Annotated in this window: 17 protein-coding genes and 1 pseudogene; 2 read left to right on the top strand and 16 right to left on the bottom strand. The window is 62.5% G+C overall.

The features are described 5' to 3' along the window. The 6 genes and pseudogenes from ASD01_RS12110 to ASD01_RS12085 all read right to left on the bottom strand — a co-directional run. A pseudogene (locus ASD01_RS12110) lies at positions 1–318 on the bottom strand (electron transfer flavoprotein subunit beta/FixA family protein); the annotation flags it as partial. Position 319: 1 nt separating this feature from the next. After that, a partial coding sequence (locus ASD01_RS12105) for an electron transfer flavoprotein subunit beta/FixA family protein (RefSeq protein ID WP_458574496.1) occupies positions 320–511 on the bottom strand: 192 nt, incomplete at its 3' end. A 32-nt stretch (positions 512–543) separates the two neighbouring features. After that, positions 544–1,401 (bottom strand): sugar phosphate isomerase/epimerase family protein, encoded by an 858-nt coding sequence (locus tag ASD01_RS12100; RefSeq protein WP_060644046.1) that lies wholly within the window; start codon positions 1,399–1,401, stop codon positions 544–546. A gap of 2 nt (positions 1,402–1,403) precedes the next feature. Further along, positions 1,404–2,552 carry a dihydrodipicolinate synthase family protein gene (locus ASD01_RS12095; protein ID WP_060644045.1) on the bottom strand — a complete coding sequence of 383 codons (1,149 nt, stop codon included), beginning with the start codon at positions 2,550–2,552 and terminating at the stop codon, positions 1,404–1,406. A gap of 7 nt (positions 2,553–2,559) precedes the next feature. Further along, a complete protein-coding gene (locus ASD01_RS12090; RefSeq protein WP_060528847.1) occupies positions 2,560–3,339 on the bottom strand; it encodes a 3-ketoacyl-ACP reductase in 780 nt (259 codons plus the stop codon). Further along, a complete protein-coding gene (locus ASD01_RS12085; protein ID WP_060528846.1) occupies positions 3,336–4,478 on the bottom strand; it encodes an acyl-CoA dehydrogenase family protein in 1,143 nt (380 codons plus the stop codon). The genes ASD01_RS12090 and ASD01_RS12085 overlap by 4 nt, the downstream gene beginning before the upstream one ends. 155 nt (positions 4,479–4,633) lie before the next feature. Here ASD01_RS12085 and ASD01_RS12080 point away from each other — a divergent pair, with 155 nt between their 5' ends. Then, entirely contained in the window at positions 4,634–5,650 is a 1,017-nt protein-coding gene (locus ASD01_RS12080; protein WP_034801575.1) for an aldo/keto reductase, read from the top strand. A 33-nt stretch (positions 5,651–5,683) separates the two neighbouring features. Here the strand turns inward: ASD01_RS12080 and ASD01_RS12075 are convergent, their stop codons facing one another. Genes ASD01_RS12075 through ASD01_RS12065 form a run of 3 tightly spaced genes read right to left on the bottom strand, consistent with a single transcriptional unit; the run spans position 5,684 to position 9,331 of the window. Continuing rightward, positions 5,684–6,943 carry a glycerate kinase type-2 family protein gene (locus tag ASD01_RS12075; protein WP_060528844.1) on the bottom strand — a complete coding sequence of 420 codons (1,260 nt, stop codon included), beginning with the start codon at positions 6,941–6,943 and terminating at the stop codon, positions 5,684–5,686. A gap of 46 nt (positions 6,944–6,989) precedes the next feature. Continuing rightward, complete coding sequence (locus ASD01_RS12070; protein ID WP_060528843.1) at positions 6,990–7,763, bottom strand: enoyl-CoA hydratase/isomerase family protein; 774 nt, start codon at positions 7,761–7,763, stop codon at positions 6,990–6,992. Continuing rightward, positions 7,760–9,331 carry an acyl CoA:acetate/3-ketoacid CoA transferase gene (locus tag ASD01_RS12065; RefSeq protein WP_060644044.1) on the bottom strand — a complete coding sequence of 524 codons (1,572 nt, stop codon included), beginning with the start codon at positions 9,329–9,331 and terminating at the stop codon, positions 7,760–7,762. The genes ASD01_RS12070 and ASD01_RS12065 overlap by 4 nt, the downstream gene beginning before the upstream one ends. A 135-nt stretch (positions 9,332–9,466) precedes the next feature. Between ASD01_RS12065 and ASD01_RS12060 the strand changes: the two genes are divergently transcribed. Continuing rightward, positions 9,467–10,285, top strand: a complete 819-nt coding sequence (locus ASD01_RS12060) for an aldo/keto reductase (RefSeq protein ID WP_060520398.1) — start codon at positions 9,467–9,469, stop codon at positions 10,283–10,285. Positions 10,286–10,337: 52 nt separating this feature from the next. Here the strand turns inward: ASD01_RS12060 and ASD01_RS12055 are convergent, their stop codons facing one another. From ASD01_RS12055 to ASD01_RS12025, 7 genes are all read right to left on the bottom strand, one after another. Continuing rightward, on the bottom strand, positions 10,338–11,933 hold the full coding sequence (locus ASD01_RS12055; RefSeq protein ID WP_060644050.1) for a GMC family oxidoreductase: 1,596 nt from the start codon (positions 11,931–11,933) through the stop codon (positions 10,338–10,340). Next, positions 11,933–13,429 carry an aldehyde dehydrogenase family protein gene (locus tag ASD01_RS12050; RefSeq protein WP_060644043.1) on the bottom strand — a complete coding sequence of 499 codons (1,497 nt, stop codon included), beginning with the start codon at positions 13,427–13,429 and terminating at the stop codon, positions 11,933–11,935. The genes ASD01_RS12055 and ASD01_RS12050 overlap by 1 nt, the downstream gene beginning before the upstream one ends. A gap of 22 nt (positions 13,430–13,451) precedes the next feature. Continuing rightward, a complete protein-coding gene (locus ASD01_RS12045) occupies positions 13,452–14,486 on the bottom strand; it encodes a zinc-dependent alcohol dehydrogenase (RefSeq protein ID WP_060644042.1) in 1,035 nt (344 codons plus the stop codon). A gap of 10 nt (positions 14,487–14,496) precedes the next feature. Continuing rightward, positions 14,497–15,438, bottom strand: coding sequence for an ABC transporter permease (locus tag ASD01_RS12040; protein ID WP_060644041.1), 942 nt, complete (start codon positions 15,436–15,438; stop codon positions 14,497–14,499). Between the two features lie 7 nt (positions 15,439–15,445). Further along, positions 15,446–16,951: a sugar ABC transporter ATP-binding protein gene (locus ASD01_RS12035; RefSeq protein ID WP_060644040.1), complete on the bottom strand. Its 1,506-nt coding sequence runs from the start codon at positions 16,949–16,951 to the stop codon at positions 15,446–15,448. Between the two features lie 8 nt (positions 16,952–16,959). Continuing rightward, a complete protein-coding gene (locus ASD01_RS12030) occupies positions 16,960–17,925 on the bottom strand; it encodes an ABC transporter permease (protein WP_060644039.1) in 966 nt (321 codons plus the stop codon). Positions 17,926–18,003: 78 nt separating this feature from the next. Next, complete coding sequence (locus ASD01_RS12025; protein ID WP_034801559.1) at positions 18,004–19,113, bottom strand: sugar ABC transporter substrate-binding protein; 1,110 nt, start codon at positions 19,111–19,113, stop codon at positions 18,004–18,006. Positions 19,114–19,170: the final 57 nt, after the last annotated feature.

Below are 19,170 nucleotides of genomic sequence, written 5' to 3'. Positions count from 1 at the left end.
GATCAGGCCCGGCTGTTCAGCCTCGGCCACACCCTTGACGATCTTGGCGACAGCGAGCGGCTCGACCTGGTCTTCGGTCTCAACCAGGATGGCGCGGTCCGCCCCCATGGCGAGCGCGGTGCGCAGCGTCTCTTCGGCCTTGGCCGGACCAACGGAAACGACGACGACTTCCTCAGCCTTGCCGGCTTCCTTCAGCCTGAGCGCTTCTTCGACCGAGATTTCGTCGAAGGGGTTCATCGACATCTTCACGTTCGCAAGTTCGACGCCCGAACCGTCTGCCTTCACGCGGATCTTGACGTTGTAGTCAACGACCCGCTTNACCAACGGAAACGACGACGACTTCCTCAGCCTTGCCGGCTTCCTTCAGCCTGAGCGCCTCTTCGACCGAGATTTCGTCGAAGGGGTTCATCGACATCTTCACGTTCGCAAGTTCGACGCCCGAACCGTCTGCCTTCACGCGGATCTTGACGTTGTAGTCAACGACCCGCTTGACGGTGACCAGGATCTTCATGTTTGCCTCCCAAATCGTCAGCAGCCAAATCGTCAGCAGATTGTGCGGAAGCGTTCGACCATCACGTCGAGGACTTCGCTCGGGTCCCGCTTCCACCAGTTGTTTGCGGAAAAGATCTCGACCTCGCAGGGACCCGCATAACCCGCGTCTTCGACGCTCCGTCGCAGCGACTTCAGGTCAGCGACCCCATCGCCCATCATGCCGCGATCGAGAAGCACGTCGCGCGTGTCGGCGAGCCAGTCGCAGAGGTGATAGCCGAAGATCCGCTCGGCGCCCGCGCGCTGCAACTGGGCTTGGATCTCGCTGTCCCACCACACATGGTAGACGTCTATGGCGACGCCGAGATTGGTCGCCCCGACCACATCACAAATATCGACGGCATCGCGCAGCGTCGTCAGGCAGGACCGGTTCCCCGCATAAACAGGATTGAGCGGCTCGAGTGCCAGATTGACGTTTCGGCCGGCGGCATAGGGCGCGATCTCGCCGACACGATCGGCGACGATCTTCAGGCTCTCTCCCGTGCCCTTGGTTCCCGGATGCACGCCGCCGACGACGATCGTCAGCACCGATGCTCCAAGTCCCGCGGCCATGTCGATCGCGGCCTTCGCCTCGTCGATGACGCTTTGTCGATCGACAGCTTCCGCACCGACGAGAAACGGTGTGCGGCAGAGACCGGCAATCGAGAGGCCGCTTGCCCGCGCTCGTTCGCCGATTTCAATCGCGCGCGAGCCGATCTCGCGGCGCCAGAAGACGATCGAGCCGAAGCCACGTTCCGCACAGGCGTCGATAACGCGCTCGGGCGACCAGCCCGCCCCATGGCCATCGAGGTTGTGCCCGAGGCTGGCGGTGTTCAGCGCCAGGGCGGAATGGTCGGTGGTGAAATCACGCATGGCTACGCTCCATAGAGCGCAAGCAGCTTCTTCATCCGATCCACGGCAAGCGCCGGATCGCGCAAGAGCCCGCATTGGTCAGCGAGCCTGAACAGCTCGACGAAGTAAGGCAGCGGCCGCATGGCCTGCGCGCCATTCAACATCACGAAGTGATCCTGAAAGCCGTTCAGCCATGCAAGGAAGACGACGCCGGTCTTGTAGTACTGCGTCGGTGCCCGGAAGATCAGCCGCGCAAGCGGCACGGTCGGATCAAGCGTTGCGCGAAAGCCTGCGCGATCCCCTTCGCCAAGTCTCTCCACCGCGTAAGCCGCAGCCGGGGCCAGGGGGTCGAATATACCGAGCAAGGCATGCGAGAATCCTTCGCTGTCGCCCTCGATCAGTTCGGGATAGTTGAAGTCGTCACCCGTGTACATCTTAACGCCGGCAGGCAGCAGGCGGCGCATGACGATTTCCTTCTCCTTGTCGAGAAGGGAGATTTTTATGCCGTCGACCTTGGCTGCATCTGCGTTGATGACGGCAAGCGCGGTCTGCATCGCCGGGTCGAAATCCCTGCTGCCCCAATAGCCGGCGAGCTGCGGATCGAACATCTCGCCCAGCCAGTGCAGGATCACAGGCGCGTCACAGGCGGCTAGCACATCGGAGTAGACCTTGACGTAATCGTCCGGTCGCTCAGCGACCCGCACCAGGGCACGAGACGCCATGAGGATAAGTCGCCCGCCGACCTTCTGGATCGCCTCGACCTGTTCCAGATAGGCTCTCCGAACATCTTCGATACTGGTGACGGTCGCCGGGTCGAGATGATCAGTGCCGCAGCCATTGGCGACGACGGCGTCCGGCAGTTCTTCCCGCGTGCGGCGGATCAGTTCCAGAGCGCCCGGCCAGTCGAGGCCTATGCCGCGCTGCGCCGTATCCATCGCCTCGGCGATGCCGAGCCCGAGGCCCGCGAGATAGCGGCGGAACTCCATGGTTTTTTCCCAGTCGACGGCGGCGCGGCCGGACGGATCGCTGGCTGTGAACGGGTCGGCGACCACGTGAGCCGCGGAATAGACGACACGCGCCGGGTTCCTGCCAAGTGTCGCAGCCGCGATCGGCGTGCCGATGAGGGCATAGTCGGACAGGCGTCCATCAGTATCGGGAAGCGCGATTTTCATGGGGACCTCAAAAGCGCGGGACGAGCATGCCGGCGTCAGCCGGGATCGTCATTCCGGTGGTGTAGGGAAGACGCCCCGCCGCAAGCGATGCGATCAGGGCACCGACTTCCTCGGGCCTTCCGACGCGCGGGAAGAGCGTGAGCCCCTCCTCCGCCCGCTCGCGATAGGCGTCGATGACGGGTGCGGTCATCTCCGTGGCGATCAGACCAGGCTGGACGTCGTAGACGGCGACATCTTCCCGTCCAAGCCGGACGGCTAGCGTCTTGGAGACCATCGCGGCTGCCGCCTTCGACGCGCAGTACTCCGACCGCTGCTCGGCCACCGCGACGGCATTCGACGAGGTGACATTGATGATCGAATGGAAGAGCGCGCCCTTGCTACGGGCGACAAGACGCCGGGCAAAGGCCTGGCTCAGAAAGAACATGCCCTTGGTGTTGACGGCGAAGCAGCGATCCCAGCTTTCCTCCGACACCTCCAGCATGTCGCCGCGCCTGAGAACGCCGACACCCGCATTGTTGACGAGCGTCGTGATCTGGCCCAGTTCGGCTTCAATCGCTGCGAGCGCGCTATCGTGGCCGGCAATCGCGCTGACATCGAAGGCCGCAGCCATGACCGGGACACCGTAAGCGGCGATCCGCTCGACTGCTGACGGCAGTTCGGCATCATCCGGCAGTCCGTTGAGCGCGACCGCAAATCCTTCCCGCGCCAGGGCTTCTGCGGCGGCAAGCCCGATCCCGCGCGAGGAACCGGTCACCAGTGCGACGGGGCGAGGCTCGGACCCGGTCATGCCCGTGCGCCCTTCTTCAGGAGTTCGCGCGCGATGATCATGCGCTGGATCTGGTTCGTGCCCTCATAGATCTGCGTGATTTTCGCATCGCGGTAGAGGCGTTCGACTTCGAACCCGCGAATGTAGCCGGAGCCGCCAAAGACCTGCACTGCATCGGCCGTCCGCTGCACGGCCACATCACCGGCAAAGCACTTGGCGATCGAACAGGCCTTGGTGGCGTCGGCGCCGCTATCGATCTTGGAAGCGGCCGAATGGACGAGCAGACGGGCAGCCTCGATGTCCTTCGCCATGTCGGCAAGGAGCCACTGCACACCCTGGAAATCAGCGATGGCCTTGCCGAACTGCTTGCGTGTCCCGGCATAGTCGAGCGCCGCTTCGAGCCCCGCCTGGGCGATACCGACGGCGAGCGCCGCGATGCCGACCCTACCCTTGTCGAGCACCGACATCATCATGTGGAAGCCGCGGCCTTCCGTGCCCAAGAGAGCGTCGGCCGAAAGCTTGACGTCGTCGAAATTCAGCGCGCCGACCTGGCTCGCCCGCTGTCCCATCTTGTGTTCCTTGGGCCCCTTTTCGACACCCGCGGCGTGCAGGTCGACGATGAAGATCGACATGCCGCGGTTTCCCGCTTCCTTGTCGGTCCTGGCCAGTACGAAGCCGTAGTCAGCGACCGGCGCGTTGTGGATCCAGATCTTGCCGCCATTGAGCCGCCAGCCGTTGCCATCACGCTCTGCCGTGGTGCGGATGCCCGAAACGTCAGTGCCGGCTTCCGGCTCGGTGATGCAATAGGCGACCTTGGCGCGCATGCCGAGGATATCCGGCAACATCGCCTGCTGGCTTTCGGTCCCGTGGCGGACGAGCAAGGTCGAGATGAGCTCGATCAGGCCGCACTGGTCGGCGACGGATGCGTAGCCGCGGCTCAGCTCCTCCATGACAAGCGCGTAAGTGAGCGTATCGAACCCCGGCCCGCCGAGTTCTTCCGGCACGCCGATGCCAAAAAGGCCGAGCTTTGCCATTTCATCGTAAAGCCCCACCGGGAAGCGCTCCTCGCGGTCGAGCTCCTCTGCCATCGGGCGGATCATTTCGTCGGCAAAGGCACGCGCCATGTCGCGCACCTGCTCCTGCGTTTCGGTGAGATACATCTGCCTCGCCTCATCTCTAGTAACTATCTAGTTACATATATTCTGAAGCCGGATGTCGTCAAGACGAAAAACTTGGAGGCCGAAAAGGATGCTGCTTGCACAGCCGTTTAGGGCCATGCATACTATTCACCATTCAGTTACTTATGGAGGAAAACATGCACCCTGGGCAAAAGAGAAAATTCGGAAGGACGGAGCTGGAGGTGACCGCCTTCGGCTTCGGAACGGCACCCCTCGGCAACATCTTTCGCGAGATCGACGAGGCGACCTCGGAAGCAATGTTCGCGCGCGCCTGGGAGGCCGGCGTCCGCTTCTTCGACACCGCCCCGATGTATGGCCATGGCCTCGCCGAGCTGCGCACGGGTCATGCGCTGCGCTGGAAGGAACGTGACGACTTCGTGCTCGCCTCCAAGGTGGGCCGGCGTTTGCGCCCGGCGCGGCGCGACACGATCGATTTTGCCCCCTGGACGAATGCCGCACCTTTCACGATGCATTTTGACTACAGCTACGACGGGACGATGCGGGCTTTCGAGGACAGCTTGCAACGACTGGGACTGGAGCGCATGGACATGTGTTTCATCCACGATATCGACGCCTTCACGCGCGGCAGCGAGCAACCTGAAGTGTTCGAGCAGGCGATGGACGGCGCCTGGCGGGCGCTGGAAAGATTGCGAGCCGAGAAGGTCGTGAAGGCCATCGGTGTGGGCGTCAATGAATGGCAGGTCTGCGAGCAAGCGTTGCTGCGTCGCGACTTCGACTGCTTCCTGCTGGCGGGGCGCTATACGCTACTCGAACAGGATGCGCTTGATAGCTTTCTGCCGCTCTGCCAGGAGCGCGGCGCCGCCGTTGTCGTGGGCGGCGGCTTTAATTCAGGGATCCTCGCGACCGGCGCCAGGGAAGGTGCGAAGTACAACTATGCGCCGGCACCGCGCGAAATCCTTGAAAAAGTTGCAAGGATCGAAGCCGTCTGCGCTGCCTATAACGTGCCGCTGGCCGCAGCCGCGCTGCAGTTTGTTGTCGCCCATCCCGCCGTTCCATCCTTCATGGCGGGTACGCGCACGATCGAACAGCTGGAGCAGAACCTGGCCTGGTTCTCGCATCCGATCCCGACAGATTTCTGGGCGGACCTGAAGCACAAGGGCCTCCTGCGCGACGATGCGCCCGTTCCGGCCTGAGCAACGCCGAACCCGCGCCGGCAACGGCGCGGGTTAGCGGATCAGGATTGCCCTGAAGTCGTTGACGTTGGTTCCGGTCGGCCCGGGAACGAACAGGTCGCCGAGATGATGGAAGGCCGTCCAGGCGTCATTGTCGGCAAGCAGGGCCGAAGGATCGCACCCCAGGTTGCGCAAGCGCGCCATGCTCTGCCCGTCGGCAAAGGCGCCGGCATTGTCTTCCGAGCCATCGATGCCATCGGTATCGGCGGCGATTGCGGAGAAGCCGATCCCGTCGGCCGCAACAGCGAGGGAAAGCAGAAACTCCGTGTTGCGCCCACCCTTGCCGCCGCCTTTGATCGTGACGGTGGTTTCTCCACCCGAAAGAATGACGACAGGGCGCGAGAACGGCCGGCCGCGACCGGCGACTTCACGCGCAATGGCCGCGTGAACGCGCGCGACATCGCGGGCCTCCCCTTCGATCGAATCGGAGAGGATGACCGCGGGAACGCCAAGTGACGCAGCGCGGGCGGCGGCGGCCTCCAGCGAGAGGTTCGCAGACGCGATCACCCGGACCTCGTTCCTCGTAAAGACCGGATCGCCTGGGAGAGGCGCCAGACCTTCGTTGCCCTCCAGCCACGCGGCAACCCGCGCCGGAAGGGCAATGCCCCAGGTCTTAACCAGGTTCCGCGCCAGCGCGCGATCCGTCATGTCCGGGATGGTCGGCCCGCTGGCAACCTGCGCCGGATCGTCACCCGGCACGTCCGACACCACCAAGGTGACGACCTTTGCCGGATGGCAGGCGGCCGCAAGACGACCGCCCTTGATACCCGAGACCTGTTTGCGGATGGCGTTCATGACAGAGATCGGCGCGCCACTTGCAAGCAGGGTCTGGTTGAATAGCACCTCCTCTTCCAGCGTGAGCTGGCCCGGCGGAGACGGCAGCAGGGCCGAACCGCCACCGCAGATCAACGCAACGACAAGGTCATCTTCGGTAAGATCGCGCACAGCCTCGAAAAGCGCATCTGTTGCCTGCAATCCGGCTGCATCGGGCACGGGATGGGAGGCCTCAAGTACGCGGATACGCCTGCACGGGACGGCATAACCATAGCGCGTGACGACAACGCCTTCGAGCGGACCGCGCCAGAGCCTTTCGAAAGCGGCGGCGAGCTGGGCCGCCCCCTTGCCCGCCCCAATGACGACGGTCCGTCCGCGTGGCTGGCTCGGGAGATGGGCGCGCAGGGCATTTCCCGGGTCCGCAGCCTCGATCGCAGCGCGAAAGAGGTCTGCGAGGAATTCTTTATCGTCAGATTTCATGACACACCGCCATCAAGGGCCGGGTCACCGGGAGAACGGCGCCGACCTATCGGTTGAACTTTGGCGAACGCTTCTGACGGTAGGCCGCAAGCCCCTCCATTAGATCGCTCGAGGCTGCTGCCACCGCGCCAGCAAGCGCCTCAACCACGCGTTCGCTCTCTTCACCCTCGGCCGCATTGATCAGCATCTTGGTGAGTTCCGTCGCCCGCGGCGAACGTTGCAGCACCCGCTCGGCAGCGACTTGTGCAGCGGCAAGCCCCTCGCCTTTTACAACCACCCTGTCGACAAGCCCGAGCGACAGCGCCTCCCCGGCACCGTAGACCTCGCCGAAAAGCGCCATGCGTCGCACCAGCTGGGCTCCGAACCGGCGCGAGGCGCGTTGCGTGCCCGACCATCCGGGGATGATGCCAAGCCCCGGCTCCGGCTGGCCAATCTTCACATGCGCCTCGGCTATGCGCAGGTCGGCACAGGCGGCGAGTTCCAATCCGCCGCCGAGTGCATGCCCGTTCAAGACGGCGATCAGCGGCACGGAAAGGCGCGCCAGCGCATCGAAGGCGTCGTGGCCATCACGCAGCCAGCGACGGGAGAACCTGTCGGCATCGAGACTGCTCCATGCGTCGATGTCACCACCTGCACAAAATGATCTCTCGCCCTCGCCAGAGAGGATGGCCACGACCGCGTCTGAACGCTCGATGGTGCGACAGGCCTGTAAAAGCGCGTCCACCATATCCGCATCGATCGCATTCAGCTTCTCCGGACGACGGAGCGTCAGCCGCGCGATGCGATCAGTGACGACCAGTTCAATCCGCGCATCACTCACAGCGAAAGCCCCATGGCTTCGGGCCGGAACAGGGCGCCATCCATCCGCTTCAGCGTCTTTGAAACCCGAAGGGGCGTTGCCGCCTGATCAAGCACGTCCCGTTGAAGGTCGAGACCCGGCGCAACTTCGGTGACAACGAGCCCCTCGCTGTCGAGACGGATGACGCAGCGCTCCGTGACGTAGCTGATGTCTTGCCCTTGAGCGCGGGCGCGCTTGCCGGAGAAACTCACCTGATCGACCTTCGGCACGAACTTGGCGATGCGCCCCTCCTTGTCGATCACCAGCCGGCCATCGTCGACGCGCATCTTGGCGCCGGCATTGAAATTGCCGGAGAACACGATCTTCTTTGCGCGCGACGTGATGTCGACGAAGCCGCCGGCGCCGGCGGTGCGGTGCGGGGTGGCTGCGAGACGGCTGACATTGACCGAGCCCTCGGCGTCGATTTCCAGGAAGGACAGCAGCGAGCAGTCAAATCCGCCCGCCTGGAAGTAACAGAACTGATGCGGCGAGGCGACGAAGGCCTCGGCGTTGGATGCACAGCCGAACTTGAAGTCGAGCAATGGAACACCGCCGACAGCGCCCTGTTCGATCACCCAGGTGACCTTGCCGTGATGCCCTTCCTCGATGAGTATCCGTGGCACGTTGGCTGATATGCCGAAGCCAATGTTGACTGCCCAGCCATCCTCGAGCTCCTGCGCCACACGTCGAGCAATCACCTTGCCGACGTCCAGCGCCGGCGTGCGAAACGTCTCGAGCGGCCGGAAGAGCTCGCCCGAGATCGCCGGGTCGTAGGGCGTTGCCGTCGTCTGCAGCTGATCCGGCGCCTCAACGATGATGTCGACGAGGATGCCGGGCACGCGCACATCGTGGGGACGAAGGGTGCCACTTGCCGCCACGCGCTTGACCTGAGCGATCACAAGACCGCCGGAATTGCGGGCTGCCAGTGCCATTTCCATCGCGCCGAGCGTCGCCCCTTCCTGTTCGAAGGTCAGGTTGCCCTTCTCATCGGCGGTCGTTGCGCGAATGATCGCCACATCGGGGCGGATGGCCGGAAAATGCAGCCAGTCCTCGCCCTCGAACGACACGCGCTTGACGATCGGTTCAGCCCGCGCCCGGTCATTCATGGCACAGCCATCCTGTTGGGGATCGACGAAGGTCTCCATCCCCACCTTCGTCAGCACGCCCGGACGCTTGGCAGCACCTTCACGCAGCATGTCGAAGACGATGCCGGAGGGCACGTTAAAGGCGGCGAGTTCCTCCTTCAGGATCATTTGCCAGATGAGCGGCGGCTCGGCGTTGCTTGGCCCGGAGGGATAGGAGCCGCCGATGATCTTCACCAGCATTCCGGGCTTGGCGATGTGATCGACGCCGCGCGTCCCGAAAAAGTCGCCGGCGGCGATCGGGTGAATGGAGGTGAGGCCACGGGGATGGCCTTCGCTGTCAAAGCGCTCGCCGAGCGCTTTCAACACCGCATCGGGGCAGCAAAGGCCGGACGAAGAGTTCACGGCGACGACCGAGCCATCCTTGATGAGCCGCACCGCCTCCTGCGCGCTCTTCACCTTCTTCATCGCCTGATCCTCCGTTTTTCATTGCCTGAAGTAACTAACTAGTTATATGTTAATTCGCGACAAGACAAGCCGGCCGGCGCGATTTTCGAATGACCGGCATTCGACGCCAGCTCGGCAATCGACCAAGGGGGAGGCATGAACATCTACTTCCAGAAGAGCTTTCAGCGCGGCTTTGGCACGTACCCGCTGAAGGGGGACGAACTGCGACGAGCGATCGAGGCCGCTATCGACGTCGGCTATCGTGCCTTCGATACGGCGCAGATGTATGGGAACGAGGCTGACACCGGCGAAGCACTGGCGGAATGCGGCGTTCCCCGTTCTGAACTCTGCATCACCACGAAAGTGCATCCGGACAACTACACGGACGAGACGTTTCTCCCCTCGGTCGAGACGAGCCTTCGAGCCCTGAAGACCGATTGCGTCGATGTTCTTCTCTTGCACTGGCCGCCGGCCAACGGAGAGATCGCCCCCTCGCTGCGCATGCTTCGATCCGCGCTGGAACGAGGGCTGACGAGATCTGTCGGCGTGTCGAACTACACGGCGGCCATGATGCGGGAAGCGCGGTCCATCGTCGATGTTCCGCTCGTGACCAATCAGGTGGAATTCCACCCGCTACTCAACCAGGAGAAACTGCTCGCGGCCGCCGCGGAAACAGGAATCCCGATCACCTCTTATGCGTCGATCGCCCGTGGAGAGATCTTCAAACACGGCCTTTTTTCCGAGATCGGCGAGACCTACGGCAAGTCCGCGGCGCAGGTGGCGCTGCGCTGGATTATCCAGAAAGGCGTTCCGCTCAATACCATGTCCACCAAGCCGGCAAACATCCGCGCGAACTTCGAGATCATGGATTTCACTCTCTCGTCAATCGACATGCAAAGGATCGACGCGCTGACGGCCACCGGTTACCGCATCATCAAACCAGGACAACTTCCCTGGGTTCCTGAATGGGACTGACAGAAAAAGGGCGGCCCACGAGCCGCCCTTTTTTTACGATCGGCCAGCCTGCTCAGGCATTGCCGCGGATCATGTCTGCGGCCTTTTCCCCGATCATGATCGTTGCCGCGTTGGTGTTGGACCCGACAAGGCTCGGCATGGTGGAACTGTCGCAGATGCGGATGCCGTCAAGCCCGTGCACGCGCAGGTGCGGATCGACCACCGACATCTCGTCGCGCCCCATCTTGCACGTGCACGTCGGATGATAGGATGTGCGACCGTACTGGCGGGTATAGGCGATGTAGTCCGCTTCCGTGCGGACATCCCGGCTCGGGAAGTGCCTGATCTTGATGTACTTCTCCAGCGAAGGCTGAGCGAAGATCTCCTGACTGATCTTGACGCCTTCGACCGAGATCTTCACGTCTTCGGGGTCGGCAAGGAAGTTCGGATCGATGATCGGAAGATCGCGCGGGTCCGCTGAGCGAAGAGTGACAGTCCCACGCGACTTCGGGCGCAGCGTGTAGGAATTGAGCGTAATGCCGGAGGAACCCTTTGGCACACTGGGTACGCCGGCTTCCGCGCCGGCGCCGGCAAGGAAATGGAACTGCAGATCCGGATAGGGACTCGTCTTGTCGCCGTACCAGAATGCCCCGCCCTCAACCACGTTGGAGGTGATTGGGCCGGAGTTAAACAGTGTGTATTGAAGACCCGCCCAGATCGACCAATGCAGCTTGTTGTACTTGTCGAGGCTGTCGTGATCCTTCAACTCCGCGACGATATCGACGCCGAAATGGTCTTGCAGGTTTTCGCCCACGCCGGCCAGATCCTGGATCACATCGATGCCGTGGCTGCGAAGTGCCGCGGCAGGACCAACGCCCGAAAGCATCATCAGCTTCGGCGTGCCGATCGCACCTGAGGTCAAGAGCACCTCGGTGTCGGCGCGCGCGGTCATCCGCTTGCCATCGACCTGATAGTCAACGCCGACGGCGCGTCGCCCTTCGAAGACGACACGCAGCACGAGCGCCCCGGTGATGACCGTGAGGTTCTTGCGCTTCAGGGCCGGCCTGAGATAACCGACCGCTGCAGAGCAACGGCGGTTGTTCCGGGTTGTTGTCTGGTAGACGCCAGATCCTTCCTGGAGCGGACCATTGAAATCAGGATTGTAGGGTATGCCGAGTTCCTGGCAGCTTTGTACGAAGGCGCGCGTCATGCGCTGCGGCTCGGGAATGTTCGACACACCGAGCGGGCCGTCCGTTCCGTGCCATGTGCCCGAGAGGATCGTATTGCCCTCGGAGCGCAGGAAGTACTTCTGGATATCCTTGAAGCCCCAGCCCTCCGCGCCCTCCTCGACCCAGCGGTCGTAATCACCAGGATGCCCACGCGTGAACACCTCCGCATTGATCGAGGAGCCACCGCCGAGCACCTTTGCCTGGGCGTAGAGGATTTCACGGTTGTTGGCGTGTTTCTGGGGCGCGGTCTTCAGTCCCCAGGTCAACGGACCGGCGGTCATCTTGGCAAAGCCGACGGGCATGTGGATCAGCGGATGACTGTCGCGCCCGCCGGCCTCGATGAGGCAGACGCGCGCCGACGGATTTTCAGACAGTCGCGCCGCCAATACGCAACCGGAGGAACCGCCTCCGACGATCACATAATCATAGCCTTGCGACATCATGCAATCCAATGCGAACGCTTGCCGATCTCGACGTGAACGGACTTCACCTGCGTATACTCCTCAACCCCGTAGACGCCGGCCTCACGGCCCCAACCGGACTGCTTGAAACCACCGAGCGGCATCTCAGGGCCACCCGCCATGATCGTGTTGACCCAAAAGCGGCCGGCACGCACTTTCCGTGTCACAGTCAGCGCCTTGTCGATGTTCTTCGTCCACACGCTCGCCGCCAGGCCGTAGACCGTATCATTGGCGAGCTGGATGGCTTCCTCGACCGTGTCGAAATGCATGGAGCACAGAACCGGGCCGAAAATCTCGTCGCGGGCAATCGCCATGTCGCGGGAAACATCGGAGAAAAGCGTCGGTGCGATGTACTGGCCGTGGCCAAGATCGATCGTCTCGCCCCCAGTGAGAAGCTTGGCGCCTGCCGCCTTGCCCTTGGCGATATAGTCCAGGATCGTGGCGTTCTGGGCCTCAGTGGTAATGGCGCCCACCTGGGTGCCTTCGTCCAGGGGATCGCCGACCCGGATCTTTTTCATCTTCTCGACCAGGAGTTTTTCGAACTCCGCCGCGACAGAACGCTCGACGATCAGGCGCGACGACGAAACGCAGCATTGTCCGGTGTTGAAGCTGATGCCGAAAGCGGCGCCGTCAGCGGCATCCTCAAGGTCGGAGTCGGCAAAGACAATGATGGGGTTTTTGCCACCGAGCTCGAGGCCCAGCTTCTTGAAGTTGCTGTCGGCGGCAGCGTGGACGCAGGAGCGCCCAACGGCCGTCGATCCCGTGAAGGAAAGCATGTCGACGTCAGGATGTTCGGCAAGCGCCTGCCCGATCGAGCGGCCGGAACCGGTGACGACATTGTAGACGCCGGCAGGCAGGCCGGCTTCGGCCAAAACCTCGGCCAGAAGCAGCGTGGTCACGGAGGTGACTTCAGACGGCTTCACCACCATGGTGCAGCCGGACGCCAGGATAAAAGGCACGCGCTCGCACAGGATCAGGAACGGAAAGTTCCAGGGCGTGATCAGGCCGATGACACCGATCGGCTCGCGCAGCACCATACCGAACAGGTCGTCACCGAGCGAATTGAAGCTGTCGCCGTGCAGGAGGCGGGCGGCGCCGGCACCGACCTCGAAGCAGGCAATGCAATGATCGATCTCGCCGCGCGCCTGCGAGATCGGCTTGCCGTTTTCGAGCGTCTCCCAATAGGCGATCTCGTCCCGGCGGTGACGCAGGATTTCGGCGACGCGCAAGAGAACGCCGGCGCGCGCAGCCCCGGAAAGCCCGGACCAGCGGCGGTCCTCGAAGGCATTGCGCGCCGCAGCTACCGCCGCGTTCAGATCATCGATCGTGCAGCGAACGGTGCGCGTGACCGGCGTACCATGGCCTGGCGAGGCGCGTTCGAAGTGGTCGGTCCCTTCTTTCCACTGCCCGTCGATAAAGAACCCGAAGCTGCGCGCTGCGGACGGGGGAGCAAGAAACGTCTTCGTCTGGTCCATCTGGTACCTCCACTTCGATAGTTTACGCCGCGATGGCGATCTGGGTCTTCAGGTGTTGCGGCCGCTCGCCGATCGTCTCGAAGGCTTCCTGAATGGCCTCCAGCGGATAGCTTGCCTTGGTGAAATCCTGCGTGCGGAACCGGCCATGCGACAGAAGCGTGAGTGCGTCGTGCATATCCTCGCCCATCCCGGCAACAGAACCTTTGAGGCTCCCTTCTTCCAACACCGTTCGCAGGCTGTCGAGAGCTACGGTCTCTCCGGGCGGGGTGATGCCGAAAAAGGCGACATGGCCGCCGCGTCGCGCAAGATCGAATGCCTGTTCGTAGAGCTTCCGGTTGCCGACGCTCTCGATCACGAGATCCGCCCCGCGTCCGCCGGTCATCTTGTGAACCACGGCTTTCAGTGCGGTTGGATCCGACACCGCCGCATCCGCCCCGGCCTCGATCGCCATGCGGCAACGGTCTGGCGAAAGGTCGGCGACAATGATCGGCGCCGCGCCGACAAGGCGCATCATCTGCACATGCAGGTTTCCGATCGGTCCGGCGCCGAAGACGAGGACCGATTGGCCGAACGTCGCCTGCGCCTTACGCGCCGCGCGAACGACGCAGGCGACCGGCTCCGTGAGCGCAAGCACCGCATCGGCGATATCAGCCTGAACCGGGATCGCCAGTCGCGCCGGAACCGCTACATATTCGGCAAAGGCGCCGTCCCGACCGATACCGACCTGCGTAACCTCGGCGCAGTTCAGAACCTCATTGCGACGGCACCAATAGCAGCTGCCGCAGCCGATGTTGATATCGACCACCACGCGTGCTCCGGCCGCAAGATGGCGGACGTTGGCGCCAAGCTCGGCGATCGTTCCGCAGAACTCGTGTCCTGGGACGAGCGGAAGCCGGTCAGCCGCGTAGTGGCCGTTGAAGATATGAATGTCCGTACCGCAGATGCCCGTGCGCGTGACCCGGACGAGCACATCGTCCGGTCCGACGATCGGCAAGGCGACCTCCCGAACCTCGAAGCGTTTCGGGGCAGTGAGCACGGCGGCGCGCATGGTCGTCATCGCCACTCTCCTACTTCACGGTGCGCAGCTTGGCGCGATCGATCGTCAGGGCAATGGCAATGATCAACACGACGCCGAAGACGATCTGCTGCCGGGTCGCGTCGATCTCGAAATACAGCATCGACGATCGGATGACCGCAACGATCAAGGTGCCGACCACGGTGTTCATCACGCCGCCGACACCGCCCGTCAAAGGCGTGCCACCGACCAGCACGGCAACGATTGCCGGCAACAGGAATCCATTGGCGATCGTCGGTGCGCCGCCGGAGAGCTTGACCGCAAAGAGCAGGCCGGCAATGGACGCAAGTGCACCGGAGATCGCGAATGCAAGGATCTTGTAGCGCGCAACATCGATGCCGGACGCGGCGGCGGCCAATTCGCCGGCACCGACCGCCTTCAGAACGCGACCGAGCGTCGTGCGCCGTTCGATGAAGAGGCAGAGGGCCACGAGCCCCGCGGCAATCAAGAGTTCATTGGGGACGCCCCAAGTATGACCAATCATCCAGCCGAAGGTTTCGTTGCGCTGAGCGGCGTCCATGTTGAGCGCGCGCTGACCCGAAAGCCACTGCGCAACCGAGAACGCAACGCCGCCGACCGCAAGCGTGGAGATGAAGGACGGCACGAAAAGCCGTGTCGTCACGAAGCCGGATAGCGTGCCAAGGAGAAAGCCGGCAACGACGCAAAGTACGGCAACCGAGGCACCGAGCGAGGCAAGGTAAACCGAGGCGATGACCGTCACCATATTTGCCATCGACTGGGCCGACAGGTCGATGCCGCCGATATAGATGGCGAAAGTGAGACCGAGCGCCATGATGAAGAGTGGCACGATGTCGCCGGCAATGCCGAGAAGGTTCGTGGGTCGCAGGAAACCGGGATCGGTGATGCCGACGACGGCGACGAGCACCAGGAGCGTTATCCAGGGAAGGTGCGGTTTGAGGCGCTGAATATCCATTGGTCCCTCAGATCATGTAGTGCAAAAGGTCATAGGGCGTGGGCTTGGAACCCGGTGCGCAGGCGAACTGTTTCTGGATGCGCCCGTCCTTGACGACGATGATGGTGTGCGAAAGGCCGATTGCCTCTTCCAATGTGTCGGCAACCAGCACGATGCCGACGCCCGCCGCACTCATGGCGCGGATCATGTCGTAGACATCTTCCTTGGCGCCAATGTCGAGACCGCGCGTAGGATGGTCGAGCAGCATGATGTCGGAACCGGCCGAGCGCCACTTGGCCAGAACCACCTTCTGCTGGTTTCCGCCTGAAAGATTGCCACAATCCGCAAACTCGGAATGGGCCTTGATCGACAATTTCTTGATCCATTCACGGGCAAGCGCCCGCTCCTCGCCGACGCGCAGCACACCACCTTTCGAGCGGTGTTTCATCTGCGAAAGCGTCATGTTTTCGTAGACGTTCATGCCAGCAACAATGCCCTCGATCTTGCGCTCGCGGGGCACATAGCCGACGCCACGAGAAACCGCGTGCCGCGGTGAAAGATCGGTCGCATCGCCTCCCTTGATGCGGAGACGGCCGGTTCTCGGCGTCAGCATGCCGTAGATCGTCCTGAGGATTGCCTCGCGCCCCGAACCTTCCGTACCGACAAGACAAAGCACTTCACCGGCATGCAGCTTGAGCGAGATGTCCTGGATGCGGCCAGGAAGGCCCACCTGGTCCATCTCGACGAGTGCCTTTGCGGCGTCGAACGGCTTTTGCAGATGCTCGCGGTAATATTGCTTGTCGACATTGCGACCGACCATCTTGTGCTGGATGGCCTCGGCCGGGGCAGCACCACGGTCGACGACGTCCACGACCTCACCATCCTTCATCACGTAGATGCGATCGGAAAGTTCCATCACCTCGTCCATGCGATGCGAGACGAAGATGAACGAGGCCCGCGTCACCAGTTCCCGCACAAGCTTGAACAGCAGCTGCACCTCTTCCTTTGACAGAACCGAGGTCGGCTCGTCGAGCAGGATCACGAGATCCCCCTCCACGCGCTCTTCGAGCGTCAACACCTTGGCGAGCTCGACGAGCTGACGTTGGGCAAAGGAAAGCTTCGACGTCACCATCGCCGGATCGATATCGAGTTTCACCTTGGCAAGCTGACGGCGTGCGGCTTTCGCCATAACCTTCCAGTCGACGACACCGAAGCGGGTGAACTGTCGTTCATAGCCGAGGAAGATGTTCTCCATGACGGTCAGGTTCGGGATCAGCGACTGCTCCTGGAACACCATCCCGATGCCCTTCTCCATCGCCTGGCGCGGATTGGCAAAGCGAACGGGCGTTCCGTTGATGAGGACCTTGCCGCCATCGGGCTGGTAGGCGCCATAGATCACCTTCATCAAGGTGGATTTGCCAGCGCCATTCTCCCCCACAAGTCCGACGATCTCGCCGCGCTTGATGTGGAAGTCGATTGCCTTTAGCGCGTGAACGCCGGGGAATTTCTTGTCGACAGCCTTGAGCTCGTACATGGCGTGCCTCACTTGACGAAGGAAAGCATCTTGCGGTCGGTCGAAAGCACGACGGCAAGAATGACGAGCAGGCCGAGCATGCCGTCCTGGATGAAGTCGGGCAGACCGATGACGACCATGCCGTTGTCGATGACGTTCACGATCAGCACGCCGACAAGTGCGTTCCAGACGCCGCCGATGCCGCCCCAGAGCGCCACGCCACCGACAACGACCGACGTGATGGAGACGAACATGAAGTTCGCACCGGTCACCGATTCCGCCTGGCCGATGCGCGCCACCACGAGGATTGCGGCAATGGCGTAAAAGACGCCGGCAAGCGCAAAGCCGGTCACGCGAACGCGGGTAACATTGAGGCCCGAGGCATGCGCGAGATCCTCACCGCCGCCAACCGCGAAGAAGTTGCGGCCAAGCGTGGTGTGGGTCTGAATGAACCAGGCAACGACGAGGAAGAAGGCAGCGACGTAGACCATTAGCGGGAAACCCAACAAACGCACCGTCAGCAGGCCCCGAAAGGTCGCGTCGCTTACTTTGACGATGTCACCGCCGGTGAGCAGGATCGCGGCCCCCGTCCCGACGAAGCCCATGGCAAGGCTCGCCATGAAGGACGGTATCTTCAGCTTCACATGGACAAGCCCGTTTAGCAGTCCGATCACGCCGCCGAGAAGGAGAATAAGCGGAATGGCGACCCAACCGGAAGGGGCGAGCGAGCCACCGAAATGGGCAAAGATGAACGCAAAGGCCACGGCCGTGAGGGAGACCGTTCCCTCCATCGAGAGGTCGATCGATCCCATGACGATGATGAAGGTGACGCCGACGGCAACCATGAGTGCCGGAGCTGCCGCAATCGCGATGCGGGCGAAGTTCCGCGAGGAAAAGAAAGTCGGGTTGAGCGCGGTGAAGAAGATCACCAGTGCAATCAGCACCAGAAGCGGCGCCCATTTGATCAAGGTTTCGCGCGATAGGCGACGTGTCACGTCAGACACCCCTCTTTTAGAAAGTCACAAGGGGAACGGGGCGGCGGCACACAGGCTGCCGCCCAGCTGGTCGAAATTTCAGTACTGGATCTGGCCGTTGGACGGCCCCCAGAAATCCGTCCAATTGTAGGTCGGGACGGAGTCGAGATACTTCGCCTTGAACTCGGCGGCATCCTTGGCCGTGACCAGGATCGTCGGGCCGTAGAACTCGCGGTGTTCCTTCGGCTCTTCGGACGGCTTGAAGCTGCCGATCGCCGCGTGATAGGCGAGTGCCGCGCTGATGCCGCCGCCCCAGTGCGGGTTGGTGAAGACGGTCGCCAGGAGCTTGCCGTCCATTACCATCTGCACGGCCTCCGGATTGCCGTCATAGGAAACGATCGGCATGTCCTCGATACCCTCGGCGCGCAGGGCCTCGATGACACCATAGGCGATGTTGTCGTTGGCGCAGTGTACGCCCTTGATCTTGTCGCCGTAGCGGGTCAGGAACGACGCCATGAGGGCCGCACCCTTCTGCGTGTCCCAGTCGGCCGGCTGCGCATCGAGCAACTCGATGTTCGGGAAATCTTTGAGTGCGTTCTTGAGGCCGTTCAGGCGCTCGACTGCCGGGTTGTTGGCGGCGATGCCACCGAGGTGCACCACGCCACCTTCACCACCCATCGCCTCAAACAGGATCCGCGCGGTCTGTTCAGCAGGCTTCTCATCCGACCAGGTCATATGGGAAACGTAGTTGTCGCCGAAATCCCAAGGATGCAGGTCGTCGGTCTTGTTCCAGATCGTTGAAATGTAGGCGCCCGCTGCCTGAACCGCCTCGACAACGGGTCTGGCGTTGGGGCTGTCGTTTGCATCGCAGGCGATCGCGCAATTGCCGTTGTTCTTGGCGAGAAACGCCTTGATGTCGGCGAGCGACTTTTCCGTCGACCCCTCGTTGATCAGGCTGACGAGTGCGCTCTTCGGCTTGCCGAGCGATTCCACGAAAGCCTCGCCCCCGGAAACGACCGAATTCCAGTAGGCAGACGCCCGGTCGCGATAGCTCCAGGCAATTGCCGGATCCGTCAATGCTGCCTGCGCCGTGCCGCGACCGAACGCCATCGGCACCGCCATGGCGCCAACGCCGGCTGCAGCGGCAAACAAGAAGTTGCGACGGCTTACCGTCTCGCGTTCGATAAAATCCTTAATAAAGGTCGACATGCCAATCCTCCCATATCCTCGGTGAGCGTTCCCCGTCCCACACGGGTTGAAAATGCA

Source organism: Ensifer sp. Root423 (assembly GCF_001426275.1).
Lineage (GTDB): Bacteria > Pseudomonadota > Alphaproteobacteria > Rhizobiales > Rhizobiaceae > Ensifer > Ensifer adhaerens.
This window is presented reverse-complemented; position numbering and strand designations above follow the sequence as displayed.

Bases quoted from the DNA above. Each gene is read 5' to 3' on its own strand.
- ASD01_RS12100 (WP_060644046.1), bottom strand. From the start codon at position 1,401: ATGCGTGATTTCACCACCGACCATTCCGCCCTGGCGCTGAACACCGCC.
- ASD01_RS12095 (WP_060644045.1), bottom strand. From the start codon at position 2,552: ATGAAAATCGCGCTTCCCGATACTGATGGACGCCTGTCCGACTATGCC.
- ASD01_RS12090 (WP_060528847.1), bottom strand. From the start codon at position 3,339: ATGACCGGGTCCGAGCCTCGCCCCGTCGCACTGGTGACCGGTTCCTCG.
- ASD01_RS12085 (WP_060528846.1), bottom strand. From the start codon at position 4,478: ATGTATCTCACCGAAACGCAGGAGCAGGTGCGCGACATGGCGCGTGCC.
- ASD01_RS12080 (WP_034801575.1), top strand. From the start codon at position 4,634: ATGCACCCTGGGCAAAAGAGAAAATTCGGAAGGACGGAGCTGGAGGTG.
- ASD01_RS12075 (WP_060528844.1), bottom strand. From the start codon at position 6,943: ATGAAATCTGACGATAAAGAATTCCTCGCAGACCTCTTTCGCGCTGCG.
- ASD01_RS12065 (WP_060644044.1), bottom strand. From the start codon at position 9,331: ATGAAGAAGGTGAAGAGCGCGCAGGAGGCGGTGCGGCTCATCAAGGAT.
- ASD01_RS12060 (WP_060520398.1), top strand. From the start codon at position 9,467: ATGAACATCTACTTCCAGAAGAGCTTTCAGCGCGGCTTTGGCACGTAC.
- ASD01_RS12055 (WP_060644050.1), bottom strand. From the start codon at position 11,933: ATGTCGCAAGGCTATGATTATGTGATCGTCGGAGGCGGTTCCTCCGGT.
- ASD01_RS12050 (WP_060644043.1), bottom strand. From the start codon at position 13,429: ATGGACCAGACGAAGACGTTTCTTGCTCCCCCGTCCGCAGCGCGCAGC.
- ASD01_RS12045 (WP_060644042.1), bottom strand. From the start codon at position 14,486: ATGACGACCATGCGCGCCGCCGTGCTCACTGCCCCGAAACGCTTCGAG.
- ASD01_RS12040 (WP_060644041.1), bottom strand. From the start codon at position 15,438: ATGGATATTCAGCGCCTCAAACCGCACCTTCCCTGGATAACGCTCCTG.
- ASD01_RS12035 (WP_060644040.1), bottom strand. From the start codon at position 16,951: ATGTACGAGCTCAAGGCTGTCGACAAGAAATTCCCCGGCGTTCACGCG.
- ASD01_RS12025 (WP_034801559.1), bottom strand. From the start codon at position 19,113: ATGTCGACCTTTATTAAGGATTTTATCGAACGCGAGACGGTAAGCCGT.